Origin of the sequence: Desulfofundulus sp. (assembly GCF_049701015.1) — a bacterium.
Taxonomy (GTDB): Bacteria; Bacillota; Desulfotomaculia; order Desulfotomaculales; family Desulfovirgulaceae; genus Desulfofundulus.
Genome location: NZ_JBNATZ010000264.1, coordinates 1 through 3,326 on the forward strand (window position 1 = coordinate 1; position 3,326 = coordinate 3,326).

Annotated in this window: 4 protein-coding genes and 1 pseudogene; all 5 read right to left on the reverse strand. The window is 61.2% G+C overall.

Annotation, left to right across the window (positions count from 1 at the left end; translation table 11 throughout):
- Positions 1-856, reverse strand: a pseudogene (locus tag ACPLUI_RS12835) (hypothetical protein); the annotation flags it as partial.
- 85 nt (positions 857-941) lie between these two features.
- Positions 942-1,562 carry a hypothetical protein gene (locus ACPLUI_RS12840; protein WP_424660649.1) on the reverse strand — a complete coding sequence of 207 codons (621 nt, stop codon included), beginning with the start codon at positions 1,560-1,562 and terminating at the stop codon, positions 942-944.
- 16 nt (positions 1,563-1,578) lie between these two features.
- The gene (locus tag ACPLUI_RS12845; protein ID WP_424660650.1) at positions 1,579-2,322 is read right to left on the reverse strand and encodes a hypothetical protein; all 744 of its coding nucleotides are present in this window, start codon (positions 2,320-2,322) and stop codon (positions 1,579-1,581) included.
- Positions 2,300-2,902: a hypothetical protein gene (locus ACPLUI_RS12850; protein WP_424660651.1), complete on the reverse strand. Its 603-nt coding sequence runs from the start codon at positions 2,900-2,902 to the stop codon at positions 2,300-2,302. Before ACPLUI_RS12850 ends, ACPLUI_RS12845 begins: the two co-directional genes overlap by 23 nt.
- Positions 2,903-2,909: 7 nt before the next feature.
- Positions 2,910-3,326, reverse strand: a 417-nt coding sequence (locus tag ACPLUI_RS12855; protein ID WP_424660652.1) for a DUF2997 domain-containing protein, incomplete at its 5' end; no start/stop codon positions are given.

Here is a 3,326-nt window from a genome sequence, read left to right on the forward strand (position 1 = left end):
ACGGCCAGTACTGCAGGCTCCGCCCGTGGTCTTTGCGCTGCTCTTTTCTTTGGGGACGCGCCCACCTCGCCCCGGTCAGGTCCTCCAGCCGGATTACTGTCACCCCGCGGGCGACAGCAAAATCCACGAGCGCCCTGCTGACCTTGTGGTTCACGTCCGTCACCCACCGGTGCTCTTTGTCGCCCAGCTCTCTCAGCACCCTGTGCGCCCCGGCCTCCTGGAGCCTTTTGCGCAGGTCAGCATAGTGCCTGCGGGTATATGCCAGCCCGCTCCCAGGGAAAAACAGCGTCTGGCCTCCTGCACTGGCCACCAGCAAGTCTATCAGCCCCAAATCGACACCCATGACCTTTTCCGGCTTTTGGGCCCGCTCTACGGGCACCGTCAGGCTCAGGTGGATGTACCAGTCCTTCCCGCGCCTGACCAGCCGCTCCACCCCCTGTTCCGCCCGCCCGGAAAGGAGCATCTCCAGGTACTTCTCCTGGTAGGGCTGGACGACAACGGGCACCCCGACCCGCTTCTCCAGCGTGGGGAAGGAAGCCTTCCAGACGGCTCCGCCGCCCACGGTATACTCCCTCTCCACCCGGAAGTTCTGGTTGTTGAACGCGGGCCATAACCGCTTGAACCGCTTCGCCTTCGGCTTCGCTTTGATGTCGCGGATGGCCTGGTTCAGCACCGCCGACGGCAGCGGGTCGGAATACCCCCTAGCTTCCTTTGACGTCCTGGGCCGCTCTTTCTCGTCCAGGCCCAGGTACCGGTTGGCAAAATCAGTGCACCGGTCGGCCATGGTCTGGTACATCTCCTGCTTGGCCCGGGTCGGCTCATACAGCTTCAGCTTGAGCGTTATCACCTGCTCCACTTCTTCGCTCACCTCCTTCGTGAAAAACGTTCCGAAAAACAAAAAAGTGGCCGTCTTTTAACGACCGCTGAATATCAGCCGCCTCTCATCTCCTGATTAAAATCAGGAGCATTCCCGGCGGTAGATCGTAAAAAGAAACGTCGACAGCCGGGACGAGCACTCCCCGGAAAAATGCGTCGACTTTCTCAAACCTGTCCCTATCGTCATCGATGAGAGACCGCAAGACCATCTCCAGGAACTTCCTGCCGCCGAACTGGACCGTAACCTGCACGTTGCTCAAGCAGGGTTTGCTCTCACAGCCGCCGCAGCTGACCGGGAGACACGCGCCGACCGCTCTCTCAACAGCAGTTACCACTTCTTTTTCGCCGCACGCGCATAAGAATTCTTTGGACAGGTCGCACCAATCAAAAACCTGAAACCCATCGTCCAGGACGCACCTGCCCGCGCGCGACACTATCAGGCCCGCGCACGCCGGGTCGACCATCACCAGGGCCTGCGCCAGCAGGCTCCTTGCAACCGTTGGACTAATTAGCGACACAATATCAGAACTGTCCGGCTCGACAATGACTTCCACAACTCTGTTCCAGGCAGCACGGTGACCGCCAGCACTGCTGCTGCCGGGACCGTTACCGGCCAGGTAACGCAGGACAGCGCAGACGTCCTCAAACGGGACCTGCTTCTCCGACCGCTTCCTCTTGAAGATCATTCCCAACCCCCCCACGCTACTCCGGTATCCAGAGCTTCCGCTCTTCGTACGGAGGGCCGTCCCGCTTCTCCACAGCCCCGCTCCCGGACTGCGTTCCCGCGGGCCGACTGTCCGCTGGTTGCTCGACTTGGACTGCCGTCACATGTTCAGCATTCCTGTTCAATTGTGACTCCGCATTCACAAAAGATATCCCGTCCCCGGCCGGCAGCACCCGGAACGGCTCACACCCCAACCTCCGCTGAATTTCCTCAAGCCGCTCCCGCACCCGCTCCTGCTCCTCAGCCTCATACGTTTTGATTACATGCGCCAGCAGCACGCCGTCTACACTTAATAGAGCGCCGATCACCAGGCCGGACCAGAAGTTGACCGGGCCGAAAGACCTCACCAGCACGGTCGCTTCCCACGGCGACCCGGGGAAAATAACTACCCGGTCATTCCCGAAGAAAAAGGCGCCCAGGCCGGTCAAGGCCAGGACCCCCTGCAGGAAAAACATCGCCTTCGCCTCGGCTGCCCGTCGTTCACCCCTGACGCCAGTTTCAAACGCCAGCACCAGCCCGTAAGGCAGCGTGGCGGCGGCCAGCAGGACGGGCACGCTGCTGTACGAAAATATTTCACTGAAGGCAAGAAGGGAAACCGCCGCCAGAGCAGACTGGATAGGTAGTTTCCGGTTTTCACCGGCACGCCTGTTTGCAGCCGCCGCCACAGCAACCGCCGCTAGAGGAACGGCGGCCACGAGGTCACTGAGTACCCGCCCGTTCAACGCGGTCCCTCCTTTCCCGCAACAGCAGAGCCAGGACGGTGAACGCCCACGGACACAGTATCAACCCGAAAAAGAAGTCGTCGCTGGAAAAGCCCGAGTACGTTACCCTGAACGCCCCGAAGTGCTCCCCGAACGCCGTGAACTCCCTGACCAGAGTTTCCGGCAGCCAGCCGCGCAGGTGGCAGAAAATCAGGAATACCGGCACGGAGAGCAGCCCGTAACAGCAATTCTTAAACACGAACGGGGACTTGTCGCAAAAGGCGATAAACCGGGCGATGAGCAGCGAGGCTCCCGACACGAGCACCCCTGCCAGCGGTACCGGTACCGGCTGCGGCAGTGCCGCGGCGAAAACCGGGAAAGCGAACACCACGGAAAAGACAAACACCGCGGCGTTCTTCACAAGCGCGGACGGGCCGCTGAAATGCCGGTCGAAGACCCAGTACGCCGCAATACCGCAGACCGCCCACAGCGGGAACAACAGAACCCCGTAGTGGCCGTCAACCACTACCCCTTTCAAAAGGAACCCGGCTGCAATTATCACAACGCAGGAGACGATTGGAAAAGAAACCTCCACGAACACTGCCCCCTCACCCGCACCAGGAAATGCCGTAGAACACCTTCACCGGGTCAGCCGGCCGGTGGTAGTCCGCGGTCAGTCCCCGCTCCCGCACCACCCCGAGGGCCGACTCCAGGTCCCTCGTGACTGAAAGGCACCCCTCACCCGGTATGCCGGAGACTTCCACCCTGACCCTGCCGGACGGCAGGACGGTCACTGTTACAGTACCGGTCCCGCTGAGGTCGGCAAACGTCCAGGTGTGCCGCCCGTCCCTCTCCTGCTCCGACACCAGCGAATACCCCTTGCTTCTCATCTCCTCCAGCGCGACACGGTACGCGTACTCCCGGAAGACCCTCCCGACAGGGCCATCAGCGTAGTAGTACAGCTTACCGTCGTTATCGTAAAACCAGTCCGGCCCCCAGGGGAACTTAATGTGCGTGCCGTGTTT